Source organism: Amycolatopsis sp. NPDC004378 (assembly GCF_053602455.1).
Genome location: NZ_JBSGDR010000009.1, coordinates 25,634 through 43,834, shown reverse-complemented (window position 1 = coordinate 43,834; position 18,201 = coordinate 25,634). Strand labels below are relative to the sequence as shown.

Annotated in this window: 12 protein-coding genes; 3 read left to right on the top strand and 9 right to left on the bottom strand. The window is 71.8% G+C overall.

What is annotated here, in order from left to right:
• Nucleotides 1-42 precede the first annotated feature (42 nt).
• The gene (locus tag ACWEN0_RS25465; protein ID WP_451978274.1) at nt 43-540 is read right to left on the bottom strand and encodes an HNH endonuclease; all 498 of its coding nucleotides are present in this window, start codon (nt 538-540) and stop codon (nt 43-45) included.
• Between the two features lie 383 nt (nt 541-923).
• Between ACWEN0_RS25465 and ACWEN0_RS25460 the strand changes: the two genes are divergently transcribed.
• The 3 genes from ACWEN0_RS25460 to ACWEN0_RS25450 all read left to right on the top strand — a co-directional run bounded on the left by ACWEN0_RS25460 (nt 924) and on the right by ACWEN0_RS25450 (nt 3,957).
• Nucleotides 924-1,886 (top strand): mechanosensitive ion channel family protein, encoded by a 963-nt coding sequence (locus tag ACWEN0_RS25460; protein WP_451979016.1) that lies wholly within the window; start codon nt 924-926, stop codon nt 1,884-1,886.
• Nucleotides 1,887-2,026: 140 nt separating this feature from the next.
• Complete coding sequence (locus tag ACWEN0_RS25455; RefSeq protein WP_072477289.1) at nt 2,027-2,410, top strand: globin; 384 nt, start codon at nt 2,027-2,029, stop codon at nt 2,408-2,410.
• Entirely contained in the window at nt 2,407-3,957 is a 1,551-nt protein-coding gene (locus ACWEN0_RS25450) for a glycoside hydrolase family 13 protein (protein WP_451978271.1), read from the top strand. The genes ACWEN0_RS25455 and ACWEN0_RS25450 overlap by 4 nt, the downstream gene beginning before the upstream one ends.
• Here ACWEN0_RS25450 and ACWEN0_RS25445 read toward each other — a convergent pair.
• The 8 genes from ACWEN0_RS25445 to ACWEN0_RS25410 form a co-directional block, all read right to left on the bottom strand.
• Complete coding sequence (locus ACWEN0_RS25445; protein ID WP_451978268.1) at nt 3,954-4,373, bottom strand: hypothetical protein; 420 nt, start codon at nt 4,371-4,373, stop codon at nt 3,954-3,956. The genes ACWEN0_RS25450 and ACWEN0_RS25445 overlap by 4 nt on opposite strands.
• A 103-nt stretch (nt 4,374-4,476) precedes the next feature.
• On the bottom strand, nt 4,477-4,716 hold the full coding sequence (locus ACWEN0_RS25440; RefSeq protein WP_451978265.1) for a hypothetical protein: 240 nt from the start codon (nt 4,714-4,716) through the stop codon (nt 4,477-4,479).
• Nucleotides 4,717-4,768: 52 nt separating this feature from the next.
• Nucleotides 4,769-5,404 carry a hypothetical protein gene (locus ACWEN0_RS25435; protein ID WP_451978262.1) on the bottom strand — a complete coding sequence of 212 codons (636 nt, stop codon included), beginning with the start codon at nt 5,402-5,404 and terminating at the stop codon, nt 4,769-4,771.
• Nucleotides 5,397-5,816, bottom strand: coding sequence for an acyl-CoA thioesterase (locus tag ACWEN0_RS25430; protein ID WP_451978259.1), 420 nt, complete (start codon nt 5,814-5,816; stop codon nt 5,397-5,399). The genes ACWEN0_RS25435 and ACWEN0_RS25430 overlap by 8 nt, the downstream gene beginning before the upstream one ends.
• Complete coding sequence (locus ACWEN0_RS25425; protein ID WP_451978256.1) at nt 5,813-10,798, bottom strand: NAD-glutamate dehydrogenase; 4,986 nt, start codon at nt 10,796-10,798, stop codon at nt 5,813-5,815. The genes ACWEN0_RS25430 and ACWEN0_RS25425 overlap by 4 nt, the downstream gene beginning before the upstream one ends.
• Nucleotides 10,799-11,603: 805 nt before the next feature.
• Nucleotides 11,604-14,288 carry a hypothetical protein gene (locus tag ACWEN0_RS25420; protein ID WP_451978253.1) on the bottom strand — a complete coding sequence of 895 codons (2,685 nt, stop codon included), beginning with the start codon at nt 14,286-14,288 and terminating at the stop codon, nt 11,604-11,606.
• A 16-nt stretch (nt 14,289-14,304) separates the two neighbouring features.
• Nucleotides 14,305-15,981 carry an energy-dependent translational throttle protein EttA gene (ettA, locus tag ACWEN0_RS25415; RefSeq protein ID WP_451978250.1) on the bottom strand — a complete coding sequence of 559 codons (1,677 nt, stop codon included), beginning with the start codon at nt 15,979-15,981 and terminating at the stop codon, nt 14,305-14,307.
• Between the two features lie 148 nt (nt 15,982-16,129).
• The gene (locus ACWEN0_RS25410) at nt 16,130-18,148 is read right to left on the bottom strand and encodes a cytochrome c oxidase assembly protein (protein ID WP_451978247.1); all 2,019 of its coding nucleotides are present in this window, start codon (nt 18,146-18,148) and stop codon (nt 16,130-16,132) included.
• Between the last annotated feature and the right edge of the window lie 53 nt (nt 18,149-18,201).

Here is an 18,201-nt window from a genome sequence, read left to right as displayed (position 1 = left end):
CCGGGGCGCCGTTATGTCCGGGGCTCCGTCAGCCGGGCCGGATCACGCCGCGGAGCCGAGGTACGGCCGCCAGAGCGGATCGGCCTCCTTGGAGTGCGCGAGCAGCCGCCAGTGCGGGCCGTGCGGGGCCCGCGGGACGACCCGCAGCTTCCAGCCGATCTCGGCGAGCATCCGGTCCGCTTTGCGGTGGTTGCACTTGGCGCAGCAGGCGACGCAGTTGGTCCAGCTGTGAGGGCCGCCCCGGCTGCGCGGGACGACGTGGTCGATCGTCTCGGCCCGCCCGCCGCAGTAGGCGCAGCGGTAGCGGTCGCGGTGCATCAGCCCGGCGCGGGTGAGCGGCACCTGCGCCCGGTAGGGCACCCGCACGTACGTGCTGAGCCGGATCACCGAGGGCACCGGCAGCGACACCTTGGCCGAATGCAGCTCGATGCCGCCCGGGTCGCCGTGCACCACCTCGGCCTTGCCGCACATCACCAGGACCACGGCCCGCCGCAGCGGCAATGCGGTCAGCGGCTCGAAGGTGGCGTTGAGCAGGAGCACCCGGCGCCGGCCCCAGGCCGGGGCAGCCGGATCCCGGCCTCTACTACGCTGTCCGGGCGGGCGGGTAATTCCCCCTGGGCGGCTCCCCGGCCCGATCTGGGCGGCTCCGCCGGATGCGGAACCCCCCGGATAGGCGCGCAGGACCACCTCTGGCGTCTCGTCGGCCGTGGCTCGGCCGGAGGCGCCGCGGGGGCTGGGTTGTCGGTCTGGCACTCGACCACCTCCAGGGGCGTAGGCATAGTCGACCACAGAACAGGCCCCCAGCGCACGTGTGTTACATGACGTGTCACATCCGCGCGACCCAACATCCACTCGAAGTTGGCGAAACCGACCGGATCGGAAAGGTTGATCGATCTCCCGTGATCCCCTTGCTGACTGCCACCATGCCGCCATGCGCCACCGACCCGAGCACCTTCTGCGGTCAGGTGTACGAGGCCACCAAGAACGCGTGGCTGGCCGGCTCGGCGAACTGGCTGCTGACCAAGCCGTTGAAGATCCTGATGATCATCGTGATCGCGTTCGTGGTGCGGTTGCTGATCAGACGGGTGATCAACCGGGTCACGACGCTCCCGAAGTCGAACGGGAAGCTCCCGGCGCTGCTGCGCCCCCTGCGTGAGCGCGCCCCCGAAGTGCTCGGCTCCGCCGTGATCGAACGGCGCCGCCAGCGCGCGCAGACCATCGGCTCGGTGCTGAAGTCGATGACCACGTTCCTGATCTACGGCCTCGCCTTCATCCTCGTGCTGGGCGAACTCGGCCTGAACCTCGGCCCGATCATCGCGTCGGCCGGCATCATCGGCGTCGCGATCGGGTTCGGCGCGCAGAACCTGGTCAAGGACTTCCTGTCCGGCATCTTCATGATGGTCGAGGACCAGTACGGCGTCGGCGACGTCATCGACATCGGCGAGGCGACCGGCACCGTCGAGGCCGTCGGCCTGCGGATCACCACGCTGCGCGACCTCAAGGGCACGGTCTGGTACGTCCGCAACGGCGAGGTGCTGCGCGTCGGCAACTCGAGCCAGGGCTTCGCCGTGGCGGTCGTCGACGTCCCGCTCGGCTACACCGCCGACGTCGAGCGCGCGTCCACCGTGCTGGCCGGGGCCGCCTCGGCCGCGGCCGAAAGCGAGACGCTCAAGGCGAACGTCCTGGAACCGCCGGAGATGCTCGGTGTGGAGAGCGTCACCCCGGAGGGCATCCAGCTCCGCCTGACCGTGAAGGTGCGGCCGGGCAAGCAGTGGGCCGTCCAGCGGGCCCTGCGCGCGCAGCTGCTGGCGGCGCTCGAGGAAGCCGGCTTCGAGCCGCCGCTGGGCCGGTTGTTCCCGACCTCGACCGTGACGGTCGAGAAGTAGCCCCGCACCCGGGACGTGAGCCGCCTCACGTCCCGGGCCGCGTCGTTACGCTGGGGAACGAGGCAGCGACCTTCCGGCAGAGGCGGGACCGGGCGTCGGGAACCCGTACCCGGAAGGGCAAAATGAGAGGCGTGTCTGCAGTGAGCGAACCGGCGAACCTCTACGAAGCGGTGGGCGGCGAACCCACGTTCCGCCGGATCGTCGCGCGCTTCTACGAGGAAGTCGCGCGAGACGAGATCCTGCGCCCGCTCTACCCCGAGGAGGACCTCGGGCCGGCCGAGGAGCGGTTCCGGCTGTTCCTCATGCAGTACTGGGGTGGCCCGCACACCTACTCCGACCGGCGCGGGCACCCGCGGCTGCGGATGCGGCACGCGCCGTTCAAGATCGGTCCTATCGAACGCGACGCCTGGCTGCGCTGCATCCGGATCGCCGTCGACGAGGAGAACCTCGAGGAGCCGTACCGCGGGCAGCTCTGGGCCTACCTGGAGATGGCCGCGCACAGCATGATGAACAGCTTCGTATGAGACAGGACGCCTGGTGGCGAGATGCCGTCTTCTACCAGGTCTACGTGCGCTCGTTCGCCGATTCGGACGGTGACGGCGTCGGAGACCTGGAAGGCATCCGCTCCCGGCTCGGTTACCTGGAGCTGCTGGGCGTCGACGCGCTGTGGCTGACGCCGTTCTACCGCTCCCCGATGGCCGACCACGGCTACGACATCGCCGACCCGCGCGACGTCGACCCGATGTTCGGCACCCTCGGCGACTTCGACGTCCTGCTGACCGAGGCGCACAAGCGCGGCATCAAGGTCACCGTCGACGTCGTCCCGAACCACACCAGCAACCAGCACGCCTGGTTCAAGTCCGCGATGGCGGCTGCGCCCGGCAGCCCGGAGCGGGAGCGCTACGTCTTCCGCGACGGCGTCGGCCCCCAGGGCGAGGACCCGCCGAACAACTGGGTCAGCGCGTTCGGCGGCCCGGCCTGGACCCGGGTGCCCGACGGCCAGTGGTACCTGCACCTGTTCGCGCCCCAGCAGCCGGACCTCAACTGGGCCAACCCCGAGGTTGCCGCCGACCTGGAGCGGACACTGCGGTTCTGGCTCGAGCGCGGGGTGGACGGCTTCCGCATCGACGTCGCGCACGGCATGGCCAAGCCACCCGGCCTGCCGGACATGGACCCGCGCGCGGACGCGCTCGGGCCGAGCCACTACTACGACCCGCGCTGGGACTACGACGGCGTCCACGAGATCCACCAGATGATCCGCAAGGTGCTCGACGAGTTCCCGGAGTCGATGGCGGTCGGCGAGATCTGGGTGACCGACGAGGAGCGCCTGTCCCGCTACCTGCGGCCGGACGAGCTGCACCTGGCGTTCAACTTCCGCCTGGTGCTGACCCACTTCGACGCGGACGCGATGCGCACGGCGATCGAGCGGTCCCTGGCGGTCCCGGCGCGCACGGGGGCGCCGGCGACGTGGACGCTCGGCAACCACGACGTCTGGCGGCAGGTGAGCCGCTACGGCGGGGGCGCGGTGGGCGTCCGGCGGGCCCGGGCGATGGCGCTGGTGGAGCTGGCGCTGCCGGGCACGGTGTACCTGTACAACGGCGAAGAGCTCGGCCTGGCCAACGTCGACATCCCGGTAGCGGAGATGGCGGACCCGCGCGCCAAGACGAGCGGCGCGGAGTTCGGCCGGGACGTCTCGCGCGTCCCGCTGCCGTGGGAGGGCGACCTGCCACCGTTCGGGTTCTCGCGCAACCCGCGGACGTGGCTGCCGATGCCCGCCGAGTGGGCCGGGTCGACGGTGGAGAAGCAGATCGAAGACGAGGACTCGACGCTTTCCCTGTACCGCCAGGCGATCGAGCTGCGGAAGACGCACCCGGCGTTCGGCGGCGACGAGCTGGAGTGGTACGGCGCGCCGGCGGGGTGCTTCGCGTTCCGCCGCAAGGGCGGCGGGCTCGTGTGCGCGTTGAACACCTCGGCCAGCCCGATCGCGCTGCCGCCGGGCGAGGTGCTGCTCTCGAGCAGCCCGCTGGTGGACGGCAAGCTGCCGGCCGACGCCGCCGCCTGGCTGCTTTAGAGCGGCACCCAGCGGCCGGGCTTGACCACCTCGGCCGCCTCCGGCACGGGCTCGTGCGCGATCTGGTTGACGCGCTGGTGCGACAGCCCCAGCAGATCGGCGATCGCGCGCTGCGAGATCTGGCCGTTCAGCGCGGAAACCAGGCGGGCGCGGACCCCTTCGCGCCACTCCGCGACGTCTTCGGCGATCCGGTGCGCCTCCTGGTACTGCAGGACGAGGTCGGTCGCGTCCTCGTCCTCGAACTCGTAGCGCCACCGGAGGTAGAACCGCGTGGCCGGGACGCCGGTCCGGTCCGCGATGAGCTCGCGCATGCCTGGGTCGATGTCGGTGAACCGCTTGAACTCGCCCGCGATCGCGGCTTCGGAGCCGCCGGTCACCCTGGCCGTCCACAAGCCGGCCTCGCGGGTCACAGTCACGGTGAACGCCGGGAACCTCATCGCTTGCCTCTCGCCGTCCCCACCCCGAGAAGGCACGGACGGTAATCAATCAGGTCCGGCGCTGTCAACCACGCTGGACGCGTCAGCCGCTCTGGTTCCCCGAGCCGTCGTCGAAGGCACCACTGGCCAGCCAGGCCACCAGCGCCGCGGCCTGGAGGTACGGCGCCGCCTGGGCGGCCGCCGCCCGGGTGCGTCCCCACCGCTCGGGCCGCTCGGCGCGCTCCGGCGCCGGCTCCCCCGGCGGCCGGTCGCGCCGCCACGGCGTTTCCTCCGCGCGGACCTCGTCGAGGAAGTCCGCGGTCGGATCGTCGTCCGGGCTCATCCGCCCAGCGTGCCACCGAATCCCGGCGCGCGCCGCCGTCGTAAGGAATCCGTCAGAACAGCAGCGGCAGCAGCGCGTGCCGGCGCCGGACGATCGCGCCGTACCGGGCGTCCAGGCGCAGCCACGAGTCCGTCGCCGTCACGCGCACGACGTCGCCTTCGACGTCCGAATCCACGAAGCCCATGCCGGACATCGCGAACAGGCAGCGCATCTGGACCTTGACCTCCTGCGAACCGCCGCTCACCGTCAGCACCGCCTGGTCCATCAGCGACGCCGGCGGCGTGCCGTGCGGGCCGACGTTGTCGCGGGCCAGCGTGACGCCCCGGTCCGCCAGGTCGGCCACCACGTTCGCCGGCAGCTCGTCGACCAGCGGCCAGCGGCCGGGCGGCGGGAGCTCGCCGTGCCACAGCAGGTCGCGCGCGGGTCCCGGGTCCATCCGGGTCCCGCCCGCCACGGTCAGCGCCGCGAGCAGCTCGTTGCCGGACACGGTGACGTCGCCGGGCGTGACGTCGCCGGCCACCGCGCGCGTCGCCAGGCACTCGAACGGCGTCGCCGTCCAGGCTTCGACCACGCCGTCGCCGCGCTGCCGGAGCCGGACGGCTGTCTGGCCGTCCAACCGGACCGCGCGGGCGACGAACGCACCGAGGGTCTCCCGGTCCGCCGCGTCCGGCACGAACAACTCAGGCATCCGCGAACCCCTGCTTCAGAAACTCCGACTCGGCCGCGCTGAGCCTACGCGGCCGCAGCGCGACCGTGTCGTACGGCGCCAGCACGGTCTCGGCGGTGACCGCCACCGGGTCCGGCTCGCCCGGTCCGGTGTGGACGCGGTAGGCGAGCGTGAAGCTCGCCGCCTTCAGGTCGGTCAGGTCGATCTCGACGCGGAGCTGCTGCCCGGACACCACGACCGGCGCCTTGTAGGCGATCGCCAGCCGGACGACGACGATGCCCTTCGGCAGCTCCTCGAGCCCGGCCTCGACGGCGCCCGCGAACAGCAGCGGGATGCGGGCCTCTTCGAGCAGCGTCACCATCTTCGCGTGGTTGATGTGCCCGTAGACGTCCATGTCCGTCCAGCGGGGACGGACCAGCGAAACGTAGGTCACCGCACCGTGCTCCGGATCTGCCGGGCCGCCACGGAAAGCGTCGCGAGGTCGAGCCGGCCGGACTTGGTGATCTCGTCCAGCGCGACGCGCGCCCGCTGCAGCCGGGAGGCGTTCGTCTTTTCCCACTGGGCGATCTTGGCGTCCGCCGAGGACCCGGGATCGCTGTGCCGCAACGCGTCCAGCGTGATCGCCCGCAGCGAGCCGTAGACGTCGTCGCGCAGCGAAAGCCGGGCGAGGGCGTGCCAGCGGTTGCCACGTTCGAGCGCGCTGATCTCGGTGAGCATCTTGTCGACGTCCAGGTGCGCCGAGAGGGCGTAGTACAGGTCCGCCGTCTCCGCCGGGCTGTGCGTCGCGTCGACGCCGATCTGCTGCTCGGCCAGCTCGGCGACCTCGGTGACGTCCAGCAGGCCGTAAGTGTGCAGCAGCAGCGAGACGCGGCGGGCGAGCTCCTCGGGCACGTTCGCCGCGATCAGCTCGTCCACGTGCTTCTGCACCGACTCCGCTTCGCGGCCGCGCAGCAGGTCGTGGATCTTCGGGACCAGCTCACCGAGCACCCGGCCGAAGCGGTTGATCTCCGCCAGCGGCGCGAGCGGCTGCGGCCGGTTGGTGAGGAACCAGCGCGCGGCCCGGTCCAGCAGCCGCCGCGTCTCCAGCACCATGGTGTCGGCGACGTCGGTGGACACGACGTTGTCCAGCGCGTCGATCTCCGCCCACAGGGCCGGGAGGTCGAACACCCGGGTCACCACGGCGTACGCGCGCACCGCGTCGGTCGCGGTCGCGTTCATCTCCTCCATCAGCCGGTAGACGAAGGAGATGCCGCCGCCGTCGACGACCTCGTTGGCGATCATCGTGGTGATGATCTGCCGGCGCAGCGGGTGCTCGCCGATCGCGGGGGCGAACCGCTCGCGCAGCGGCTTCGGGAAGTACTCCGACAGCCGGCCGGCGAACACCTGCGAGTCGGGCAGGTCGCTGGCCAGCAGCTCGTCCTTCAGCTCCAGCTTGACGTGCGCGAGCAGGGTCGCGAGCTCGGGCGAGGTGAGGCCCTTGCCCGCCTTCTCCAGCTCCCGGAACTCGGAGTTGCTCGGCAGCGCTTCGAGCTTGCGGTCGAAGGCACCCGCGGACACCAGCGCCTGCACCTGGCGCGCGTGCACCGACACCATCGGCGCGGCGTGCGCCCGGCTGACGCCGAGGACCGCGTTCTGCCGGTAGTTGTCGTCGAGCACCAGCGCGCCGACCTCGTCGGTCATCTCCACCAGCAGCTCGTTGCGCTGGGCTTCCTCGAGCTTCCCGGTCTGCACCAGGTGGTCGAGCAGGATCTTGATGTTGACCTCGTGGTCGGAGCAGTCGACGCCGGCCGAGTTGTCCAGCGCGTCGGTGTTGATCTTGCCGCCGTTGCGGGCGAACTCGATCCGGCCCAGCTGCGTCAGGCCCAGGTTGCCGCCTTCGCCGAACACCTTGACCCGCAGCTGCTTGCCGTCGACGCGGATGGCGTCGTTGGCCTTGTCGCCGGCGGCGGCGTGGGACTCGGTCTCGGCCTTGACGTACGTGCCGATGCCGCCGTTCCACAGCAGCTCGACCGGCGCCAGCAGGATCGCCTGGATCAGGTCCATCGGCGCCAGCGCGGTGACCCCCTCGTCCAGGCCGAGGGCCGCGCGGACCTGCGGGCTGATCGGGATCGACTTGGCGGTGCGCGGGTAGATCCCCCCGCCCTCGCTGATCAGGGAGCGGTCGTAGTCGTCCCACGAGCTGCGCGGCAGGTCGAACAGCCGGCGGCGCTCGGCGAACGAGCTCGCCGCGTCCGGGTTCGGGTCGAGGAAGACGTGCATGTGGTTGAACGCCGCGACCAGCCGGATGTGCTCCGAAAGCAGCATGCCGTTGCCGAAGACGTCGCCCATCATGTCGCCGATGCCGACGACCGTGAAGTCCTCGGTCTGGGTGTCCTTGCCCAGCTCGCGGAAGTGCCGCTTGACGCTCTCCCAGGCGCCCTTCGCCGTGATGCCCATGGCCTTGTGGTCGTAGCCGACCGAGCCACCGGAGGCGAAGGCGTCCCCGAGCCAGAAGCCGTACTTCGCCGACATTTCGTTGGCGATGTCGGAGAACTTCGCGGTGCCCTTGTCCGCCGCGACGACCAGGTACGAGTCGTCGGCGTCGTGCCGGACGACACCCGGCGCGGGCACCGTCTTGCCCTCGATCCGGTTGTCGGTCAGGTCGAGCAGGCCGGAGATGAACATGCGGTAGCAGGCGATGCCCTCGTTGAGCTGGGCGTCGCGGTCGATGCTCGCGTCCCCGGTCGGGATGGGCGGGCGCTTCACGACGAAGCCGCCCTTCGCGCCGACCGGCACGATCACCGCGTTCTTCACCGCCTGCGCCTTGACCAGGCCGAGGATCTCGGTGCGGAAGTCCTCCCGGCGGTCCGACCAGCGCAGGCCACCGCGCGCGACCTCGCCGAAGCGCAGGTGCACGCCCTCGACGCGCGGCGAGTACACGAAGATCTCGAACCGCGGCCGCGGCTCGGGCAGGTCCGGCACGCCGCTCGGGTCGAGCTTGATCGCCAGGTACGTCTTCGGGTTCCCGTCGGCGTCGGTGACGTGGTAGTTCGTCCGCAGCGTCGCCTGGATGACGGCCATCAGCCGGCGCAGGATCCGGTCTTCGTCGAGGCTGGTGACCTCGTCGATCATCGCGCTCAGCTCGCCGGCCAGCGCCTCGGTGGCCGCCTCGCGGTCGGTGTCGCCCAGCTGCGGGTCGAAGCGGGCTTCGAACAGCCGCAGCAGCTTCGTCGCGACCTGGGTGTGCTTGAGCAGCGTGTTCTGGATGTAGTCCTGGGAGAACGCGCTGCCGGCCTGGCGCAGGTAGCGCGAGTACGCGCGCAGCACGGCCGCCTGGCGCCAGGTCAGCCCGGCCCGCAGGACCAGGCCGTTGAGCCCGTCCACCTCGGCGTCACCGCGCCAGGCGGCCTCGAAGGCGTCCTGGAACCGCTGGCGCAGCTGGGAAATCGCGTGCTCGTCGGCCTCGTCGAGCATCTTCTGCGCGATGCGCAGGCCGAAGTCGTAGATCCAGCAGGCACCGCCGTCCTCGCGGTGCAGCTCGTACGGGCGCTCGTCGACCACCTCGACGCCCATGGCCTGCAGCACCGGGAGCACCTTCGACAGCGTTACGCCCTCACCGCGCAGGTACAGCTTGAAGCGGCGCTCGCCCGGCTCGGCGCCGGCGGGCAGGTAGAACGACAGCGCGAGGTCGCCCTCGTCGGTCAGCGAGTCGAGCGCGCGGAGGTCGGCCAGCGCCTCTTCGGCCGAGAAGTCCTCCTTGTAGCCCTCGGGGAAGACGCTCGCGAAGCGCTGCCCCTGCTCGGTCGCCGACTCCTCGCCGAGGACACCCACGGCGACGCCGCCGTCGGACCGCTCCCGGCGCTCGTCCAGCACCGCTTCGACCATCCGGTCGTCCCAGCTGCGGACGGCGCTGTTGAGCCGTTCCTGGATCCGCTGGGTGTCCGGCTCCAGCCGCCGCGACGGGTCGGTGTGCACCATGAAGTGCACCTGCGCCAGCACGGTTTCGCCGATCCGGGCGCTGTATTCCAGCTGGGTGCCTTCGAGCTCTTCGAGCAGCACCTCCTGCATCGCCAGCCGCGAGCGCGTCGTGTAACGGTCCTGCGGGAGGTAGACGAGGCAGGAGTAGAAGCGGCCGTACGGGTCGCGGCGCAGGAACAGGCGCAGCCGCCGCCGGTCGGACAGCGTGATCGCGCCCGTCGTCGTCGAGTACAGCGAATCGGTGTCGGCGGAGAACAGGTCCGCGCGCGGCCAGTTCTGCAGCACCTCGAGCATCCGCTGGCCGGAGAAGGACTCCATGGGGAAGCCGGCGCGGTGGATGACCTCGCGGACCCGGTTGCACACCACCGGGATGTCGAGCACGTTCTCGTGCAGCGCGGTCGTGGTGAACATGCCGAGGAAGCGGTGCTCGCCGGTGACCTTGCCGTCGGCGTCGAAGGTCTTCACGCCGACGTAGTACGGGTAGACCGGCCGGTGCACGGTCGAGGGCGCGCTCGCCTGCGTCAGCACCAGCAGCGACGGCGCGAGCGCGGTGGCGGCGGTGTCCGGGCCGGCGGTGAGGCCGCGGGCGGCGAGGCTGTCCTGGCGCAGCACGCCCAGGCCGGACGCGAGGACCGCGCGCAGCGCCGGCTCGTCCGAGTCCGGGTGCGGGTTGTCGATCAGCTCGTAGCGTCGGTAGCCGAGGAAGGTGAAGTGGCCGTCGGCCAGCCAGCGCAGCAGCCGCGCACCCTCGGCGACCTCGGCTTCGGGCAGCTTCGGCGGGTCGGTCTCCAGCTCGCTCGCGAGCTGGCACGCCGTCTGGGCCATCTTCTCGGCGTCTTCGACGACCTCGCGGACGTCGCCCAGCACGCTGGACAGCCGGTTGTCGAGCTCGCGCGCGCGGTTCGGGTCGGTGACGAAGTCGATCTCGATGTACATCCACGACTCGGCGGCCGAGTTCGCGGGCGGGTCGGCCGGGTCGGCGTCCGGGTGGACCTCCTGGAGCTCCCCGGTCAGGTCGCGGCTGACCACGACGATCGGGTGGACGATCCGCTGCACCTGCACGCCGTCGCGGGCGAACTCGGCGGCGATCGAGTCGACCAGGTACGGCATGTCGTCGGTGACGACCTGCACGACGGTGGCTTCGCGGGCCCAGCCGTCTTCGGCGACGGTGGGGTTCAGCAGCCGCACGGCCGGGCGGCCGGGCATGCGGGACTTGGCGAGCTGCAGGTGCGAGCGCACCGCGCCCACCAGGTTGACGGGCTCGTCGCCGACGATCTCCTCGGCCGGGATGTGCCGGTAGTAGAGCCGGATGAGCTCCCCGATCTCCGGCGCCAGGCCGGCGGCGGCGTCGATCAGGTCGTCCCTGATCTGCTCCGGGCTGGCCGGGGAACGCTGGCCGAATTCGGGTTCGGCGTCGGCTCCGGTTCCGGGTAGGGACGAGACTCCGGTCGAGCTCATTTGAGGCAACTCTCCAGTATGCGTGAGGTGGCACCGTGCCGGTTCGGCGATGAACCGGACCACCCCACACTAATGCGCCGCGGTCGGGGAACACATGAAGACCCGGAGGTTCACTAAAGCCCGAAAACCCTTCCGGGCCAGCGGATTCGCGTGATCGGTCAAGCTACTGACGGGTTGTGTTCGAGCCGCCCGCACGGCGCTGACCAGCCTCCCGCCGCGGGCGTTGTGCGACGTGAGGCCAACATGATCGGTTCAGTTGATCGCCGGTCGAGCCGCTCGGCGAAGCCTGTCGGCCGGTCGGCGACACCAGACTGCGACGGATCCCACTGCGGCCGGACGCCCGGCAGGTCGGCGACGGCGCCCGACGTCTCGGCGATCGGGTGCCGGGTGGAGTGAACTGGGCGGCCGGTGGGGCGTCGCGAGCGGGCGCACGACGCCACCGGCAGAGCGCCGCCGATGGGCGCCGGGTGGAGTGGACCGCCTGGCCGACGGGCGCCGCGAACGGGCTCCGGGCGGGGCGAAACACCCGCTGGCCAAGCGTCGCCGTCAGGCACCGGATGGAGCGAACCGCGCGGCCAGCCGAGCGTCGCGAACGAGCGCTTGGCGGAGTGGACCGCACCGCGGGCGAGGCTTCGCGAACGGGCACCACGCGGCGTGGACCGCACCGCAGGCGAAGCGTCGCGAACGGGCGCCGCGCGGCGTGGACCGCACCCGCGGGGCGTCGCGAACGGGCACCGCGCGGGGGCGAACTACACGGCCAGCCGAGCGTCGCGTTCGGGCGGCGGCCGGACCGGGGCGGTACGCGTCAGTCGCCTGAGCCGTGGCGGCGGGAGTCCGAAACTTCGGCGCCGTGGCCGTTGCGGCCGTGGCCGTTGCGGCGGCCGGTGTCCTGTGAGCCCAGCTGCTTGACCAGCGCGGCCGCGCTCGCGGTTCCGGCCTGGTGCTCGGCGAGCGCGCGGGCGAGGAGGTCGGCGAGCCCCGCGTCCGGCGGGGGCTCGTCCTCGGCGATGGCGCGGGCGTAGCTCTCGGGGAAGGGCGCCGTCGCGGGCGTCCAGTGCCCGAAGTCCTCCATCGGCTCCAGCGACGGCGGCATCCGCAGCCGCGGCAGCCAGGGTTCGGCTTCGTCGCGGTAGTCCAGCGGCTCGTCCTCCGGCCGCGGCGGCGGGGCCAGCTCGGGCTCGGGACGGTCACGGCGCGGGCTTTCGGCGGCGGGGCCCTCCGCGTCGGTGTCCTCCGCGCGGCGACGGCCACCGCCCCCGCTGCCCCCGGACGATGAAATCCCGAGCCGGTCGAGCACCGACCGCGCGGCCACCGAGCCGTGCTCGGAGTCGTGCCGGGTCGACGGCTGCGGCCGGTCGTCCCGCTCGGCGGCGGGCTCGGGTGCGAGCGGCAAAGCGGGCGTGACACGCGTGGGCGCCGACTCCCGTTCGGCGGCGGTCTCCTTCAGCCGCGCTTCGGCGAGCGCCGCCCAGGAGAACTTGGTCTTCCCGCTTTCGCCGGGCACCGGCGCACTCGCCACGGGCCGCTCCGGCTCGCCAGACCGCCCCGAACGCATCTCTGGCTCGCGCCGTTCCGCGGGTTCGGAGCCCACCTCGACCGGCTCCGGCCGGAAATCCGGCTCGGCAGGCCGCCCCGACCGCACCTCGATCGGCTCAGCCGCCGCACGCCGCTTCCCCACCGGCTCCGCGCGCCGTTCCGACCGCACCTCGATCGGTTCGAGCGCCGCGTTCCGACGCTCCTCGGCAGGCTCGGGCGCCGCACGCCGTCGGCCCCCGGGCTCCGGCTCCGCAAGCCGTTCCGCCGACTCCGACCGAAACTCGGGCTCCGCACGCCCCCCGACCGACTCCGACCGAAACTCCGGCTCCGCACGCCGCCCAACCGACTCCGGCCGAAACTCCGGCTCTGCGCGCCGCCTGCCCGACTCGGCCCGGAACTCCGGCTCGGCACGCCGCTCGACCGAGTCCGCCGCACGCCGCTGCACCGACTCCGGCTGGTACTCAGGTTCCGAACGCCGCCCAACCGACTCGGCGCGATACTCCGGCTCCGCACGCCGCTCCGAGCGCACCTCGATCGGCTCCGGCCGCGCGGCGGGGCGCTCGGGGCGGCGCTCCACCACCACCGGTTCCGAGCGCGGCTGCCGGGGCGGCGCGGGCTCGTCGCGCACCGCTGGCATCACCGTGGTCTCGGCGACGTCCGCCGTCGCCCGCGGCCGCTCGAACGACCACGCGGGGGCCGCCGGCTGCGGAGCTTCCTCGCGGCCGAACGACCAAGCCGGCGAAGCCGGTGGCGAGGCCGGCGACGCGACCGGCTCGGCCGCGACGACCGGGACCGGCCGTGACGGCACCGCCTTCAGCACCTCGTCCAGATCGACCGACGCCGGTTCCCCGGTGCCGAACTCGCCGGCCAGGACGCTGCACGCCTGCCGCCGGGCCCGCGCGTGCAGCTGCTCGGCCGCCCGCGAGCGGTACAGGCACGCGATCGCTTCCTCGGCCTGCCCGAACCGCTCCTGCAGCTGCGCCAGCTCCAGCCACAGCCGGGCGGTGACGGCCGACATGCCGTGCCGGTCCGTGCTCGCGACGGCTTCGCGGACCAGCTCGATCGCCGCTTCGCCGGAGCCGGCGGGCAGGTGGATCCGCGTCGCGACGGCCAGTCGCAGCCAGCCCGCCGGGGCGATGCCCGCCGCCCGCACGGGCTCGGCCAGCACCGGCTCGGCGATCTCGTACGCCATTTCGGTGTCGCCGCGGTCGAGCAGGGTGCTGACCAGCAGCAGGACCAGCCGGATCCGGACGAGGCCGCCGTCGTCGGCCGGGTTGTCGAGCTTCTCCAGGAAGCCCAGGCCAGTCCGGGCGGCGTCGGCCGCCGCCGTCAGATCGCCGTGGCGGCGCCGGTGCGCGGCCGTGCCGACGCGCAGCAGCGCCCGCACCAGAAGCTGGGTGTCGGCGCCCAGGGACTCGTCGCCGAGCACGAGCTTGTCCGCCTCGACGAGCACGCGGTCCAGCTCCGCCTTGCGCCCGAGCAGGCCGAGGCAGCCGACCAGGTGCGTCAACGCGGCGGCTCGGTGCACCGGCGAAACGACCGGGTCCGTGAGGACCGGCCGCAGCGCGGCGAGCCCGGTCAGCGGCACGCCCAAGCTGCGTGCGCAGACGGCGAGGTCGATGCGCAGCCGGGCGGCGATGTCGCCGTAGCCCGCGTGTTCGGCCGCGCGCAACGCCGCGACGGCGCGCCCGACCGTGCCCGGCCGCTCGCCGAGCCGGACGCGCGCGGACACGACCAGGCTCTCGGCGCGGATCCACTGTTCGTCGGCGCCCGCGGCTTCGGACAGCGCGGCGGCGCGCTCGCCGAGGACCAGGGCGAGCTCGGGCGCGCGCAGGTGCAGGGCGTCCGCCCGCTCGATCAGCCGGCCGACTGCGGAGAGGGTTCCCCCGGCATTGACGGAGCGCCCGCTCTCGTGCGAGAGCGGGCCCGTCCGGTGCTGCTTGCTGGCTTCCACGGGGAAACCCGCCCCCTCAGTCGCGGGTCAGCTTGCGGTGGGTGACACGGTGCGGGCGGGCCGCTTCGGCGCCCATCCGCTCCACCTTGTTCTTCTCGTACCCCTCGAAGTTGCCCTCGAACCAGAACCACTTGGCCGGGTCTTCGTCGGTGCCTTCCCATGCCAGGATGTGCGTCGCGACCCGGTCGAGGAACCACCGGTCGTGGGAGATCACGACGGCGCAGCCGGGGAACTGCTCCAGCGCGTTCTCCAGCGAGCCCAGGGTCTCGACGTCCAGGTCGTTCGTCGGCTCGTCGAGCAGGATCAGGTTCCCGCCCTGCTTGAGCGTCAGCGCCAGGTTGAGCCGGTTGCGCTCACCACCGGAGAGCACGCCCGCCGGCTTCTGCTGGTCCGGGCCCTTGAAGCCGAACGCGCTGACGTACGCGCGCGACGGCATCTCGGTCTGGCCGACGTGGATGTAGTCCAGCTCGTCGGAGACGACCTGCCAGACGGTCTTCTTCGGGTCGATCCCGCCACGGTTCTGGTCCACATAGGACAGTTTGACCGTCTCGCCGATCTTGACCACGCCGTCGTCCGGCTCTTCGAGCCCGACGATCGTCTTGAACAGCGTGGTCTTGCCGACGCCGTTCGGGCCGATCACGCCGACGATGCCGTTGCGCGGGAGGTCGAACGACAGGCCGTCGATGAGGACGCGGTCGTCGAAGCCCTTCTTGAGCTTCTCGACCTCGACCACGACGTTGCCCAGCCGCGGGCCCGGCGGGATCTGGATCTCTTCGAAGTCGAGCTTGCGGTGCTTGTCCGCCTCCGCCGCCATCTCCTCGTAGCGGTCGAGGCGGGAACGCGACTTGGTCTGGCGCGCCTTGGCGTTGGACCGGACCCAGTCGAGCTCGGTCTTCAGGCGCTTCGCGAGCTTCGCGTCCTTCTTGCCCTGGACCTCGAGGCGCTCGCGCTTCTTCTCCAGGTACGTCGAGTAGTTGCCTTCGTAGCCGACGACGCGGCCGCGGTCCAGCTCCATGATCCACTGGGCCACGTTGTCGAGGAAGTACCGGTCGTGGGTGACGGCGAGGACGGCGCCGGCGTAGCGGGCCAGGAACTGCTCCAGCCACAGGACACTCTCGGCGTCCAGGTGGTTGGTGGGCTCGTCGAGCAGCAGCAGGTCGGGCGCGGACAGCAGCAGCTTGCACAGCGCGACGCGGCGGCGCTCACCCCCGGAGAGGTGCGTGACGCCTTCGTCCGGCGGCGGGCAGCGCAGCGCGTCCATGGCCTGCTCGACGGTCGAGTCGAGCTCCCAGGCGTCGGCGTGGTCCAGCTCCTCCTGGAGCTGCCCCATCTCCTCCATCAGCTCTTCGGTGTACTCGGTCTCCATGAGCTTGAGGACCTCGTTGTACCGGTCGAGCTTGACCTTGACCTCGCCGAGGCCCTCTTCGACGTTCTCGCGGACCGTCTTCTCCTCGTTGAGCTCCGGCTCCTGCATGAGGATGCCCACGCTCGCGCCCGGCTGGAGGAACGCTTCGCCGTTGCTGGCCTGCTCGATCCCCGCCATGATCTTCAGCACGGTGGACTTACCGGCACCGTTCGGCCCCACCACGCCGATCTTGGCGCCGGGGTAGAACGCGGTGCTGACGTCGTCGAGGATGACCTTGTCCCCGACGGTCTTGCGCACCTTCTTCATGGTGTAGATGAACTCGGCCATACCGACGATCGTAGAGCGCTCCTGATCGCGGCCTGACGCCGGTCACCGTCGGACTACCGAAAGTCAGCCCGAGATCACCGCGGGAACACCGAAACCGCGGTTTTCCCGGCATCCGGGACGGGGGTCAACCTCTACCGGAAGTCGAGACTCAGTCGGCGCGCTTGCCCTCGGCGAGGTTCTTCAGCATCGCGTTGTAGGCGTTCAGCTCTTCGTCGCCGGTCACCGCCTCGCGCCGGTCCCGCCGCTTCGCCTCGCGCTCGTCCTGGCGCGACCACTGCACCAGCAGCGCGATCAGCACCAGCAGCACCGGGATCTCGCCGGACGCCCACGCGATGCCGCCGCCGAGCCGCTGGTCGGCCAGCAGGTCGGTGACCCACGGCAGGTGCAGCTGGCTGTAGAACGCCTGCCCGATCACGGTCTGCTTGCTCATCAGGATCACGCCGAAGAAGGCGTGGAACGGCATCGCGGCGAACATCATGCCGAGCCGGCCGAGGTACGGGATCCGCCGCGGCGCCGGGTCGACGCCGATCACCGGCCAGTAGAAGACGTACCCGGCGAGCAGGAAGTGCGCGTTCATCGCCAGGTGCGCCCAGTGGTAGTTCAGCGCGTTGTCGAACAGGCCCGAGAAGTACAGCGCGTAGAACGAGCCGACGAACAGCAGCAGCGCGACCACCGGGTGCGTGAGGAACCGCGACACCGGGGAGTGCACGGCGGCGACGAGCCACTCGCGCGGTCCCGGCGGGGCCTCCTTGCCCGCGGCCGGCAGGGCGCGCAGCGCGAGCGTCACCGGGCCGCCGAGCACGAACAGCACCGGCGCCACCATCGACAGGAGCATGTGGTTGCCCATGTGCACGCTGAACATCGCGGGCGCGTACCGGCCGATGCCCGACGACGTCGCGATCAGCAGCACGACGCAACCGACGATCCAGGAGATCGTCCGGCCGACGGGCCAGGTGTCGCCGCGGCGCAGCAGCCGCCGGACCCCGGCGAGGTACAGCCCGCCGAGGACGAGCGCGAGCGTGCCGTAGACGAGGTCGAAGCGGGTGTCGAAGAGCAGCCGCCAGACCGTCGGCGGCCCGTCGAGGTTGTAGCCGATCAGCAGCTCGGTCGTGGACGGCTGGGTGACCGCGTCCGCCGGTGGCGGCGTCCGGGCCAGGCCGGACGCGATCCCGATGGTGACGAACATGATCAGGATCTCGACCGCGGCCAGGCGCAGCAGCTGCGCGCCGCCGCGGCCGTCGACGAGGTCCTTGACGCCCTTCTGCCGCTGCTGGTGGCCGAAGACCCCGAGCAGGAGCAGCGCGACCGTCTTGGCGACGACGAGGAGGCCGTAGTCGGTCGTGAAGAGGTCGTTCAGGCCGATCCGGACCAGCGCGTTGATCACGCCGGAGATCGCCATCACGATCCAGCAGACCAGGGCCAGCCTCGAGAACCGCTGCGCGGCCAGGCTCAGGTGGGCGCCGCGCCGGTAGCCCAGTGCCAGCACGGCGATCAGGCCGCCGACCCAGAGCGACGCGGCGACCAGGTGGAACAGGAGGCTGTTCGTCGCGACGTCGTGCGAGCCGCCGCTGGCCGAGTGCCCGGTGACCGCGACCGGCACCAGCCCGCCGACGGCCAGGAAGAACAGCACCGCCGTCCAGCCCCAGGTCAGCGCGAGCCGGCAGCCGAGCGCGACGAGGATCGCGATCAGCGCCGTCCACAGCCAGGCCTTCGGCTGTTCGATGGCGCCGACGAGGTCGAGCAGCGTCTGCGGGTCCAGTACCTCGCCGAACGGCTTCCCGGCGGTGTCGGCGGCGGTGAAGGCGACCGAGAGCAGGGCCGCGCCGAACCACACCCAGGCGGCGACGCCGGCCGCGCGAAGGGCGCCGTAGCCCTCGGGGCCGAGCGTGCCCGACTTCTGCGGCGGCACCAGGAACGCGGCCAGCAGCAGCGAGCCGACGCAGATCACGGACGCGGCTTCGGACAGCACGCGCATGACGGTGATGCCGTACTTGGTCACCAGCCCCGGGTCCGGCAGGCCGGCGATGACGTACCCGGCGCCGCCGGTGAGCGCGATCAGCCCGATCGCGACGACCGCGGCCAGCAGCACGCCGACCGAGATCAGGGGCAGCACGCTGGCCCGGCGCTGCGAAGGGACGTCGGTTCTGGTCACGGACTGCTCGGACACGCCCCTGAGCGTATGCCCCGGCCGGGTTACACCCGCGTGACGGGCAGGATGGG

What these genes read in the sequence shown, in the direction of transcription:
- ACWEN0_RS25440 (WP_451978265.1), bottom strand. Translation starts at nt 4,716, where the DNA reads ATGAGCCCGGACGACGATCCGACCGCGGACTTCCTCGACGAGGTCCGC.
- ACWEN0_RS25425 (WP_451978256.1), bottom strand. Translation starts at nt 10,798, where the DNA reads ATGAGCTCGACCGGAGTCTCGTCCCTACCCGGAACCGGAGCCGACGCC.
- ettA (WP_451978250.1), bottom strand. Translation starts at nt 15,981, where the DNA reads ATGGCCGAGTTCATCTACACCATGAAGAAGGTGCGCAAGACCGTCGGG.
- ACWEN0_RS25450 (WP_451978271.1), top strand. Translation starts at nt 2,407, where the DNA reads ATGAGACAGGACGCCTGGTGGCGAGATGCCGTCTTCTACCAGGTCTAC.
- ACWEN0_RS25435 (WP_451978262.1), bottom strand. Translation starts at nt 5,404, where the DNA reads ATGCCTGAGTTGTTCGTGCCGGACGCGGCGGACCGGGAGACCCTCGGT.
- ACWEN0_RS25460 (WP_451979016.1), top strand. Translation starts at nt 924, where the DNA reads ATGCCGCCATGCGCCACCGACCCGAGCACCTTCTGCGGTCAGGTGTAC.